The sequence below is a fragment of the Oleiphilus sp. HI0066 genome (genome assembly GCF_001635725.1).
Genome location: NZ_LWFH01000799.1, coordinates 1 through 529 on the forward strand (window position 1 = coordinate 1; position 529 = coordinate 529).

At 50.5% G+C, this 529-nt stretch carries 1 protein-coding gene; it reads left to right on the forward strand.

Annotation, left to right across the window (positions count from 1 at the left end):
• Nucleotides 1–529 (forward strand): VCBS domain-containing protein (locus tag A3738_RS09560; protein WP_197473758.1); only part of this gene is annotated, 529 nt, incomplete at both ends.

Consider the following 529-nt stretch of genomic DNA (forward strand, 5'->3'; position numbering starts at 1 on the left):
AAATTTGGACGGTAGATAAGGCTGACTTAAATGGGCTTAAGGCCGATCTGCAGAACCCAAATTTTCACGGTGATATAGCCTTAACCATTACCGCAATTGCCTCGGCCGGAGGGGAAGTACAACAAACGACCAGACCATTAACCTTATCGGTTAATGCTCAACCCGAGGTCCTATCACCGGTTACAGATCAATCGATTGAAGATAATGCGACCCATGGCGTAGATTTATTACAGGGTGCCAGTGACAAAGATGCAGGTGATGTATTACACGTTAGCCATTTAAGCTATGAGCTAGATGGGGCCGCCGCTACGACCCATATTCCAGCGGGTTTTGCGCTTGCCGCTGATGGTCACACGATAACAGTGACCCCGGGCAGTGCGACGTTTCAACACTTAGCGGCAGGTGCGAGCACGACACTAATAATCAGTTATCAGGTGAACGATTCGCGTGGTGGGGCTACTGCACAGACGTCAAGCATCACGATTACCGGCACGAATGATGCGGCGACGATTAGTGGCGTGTCGACAGG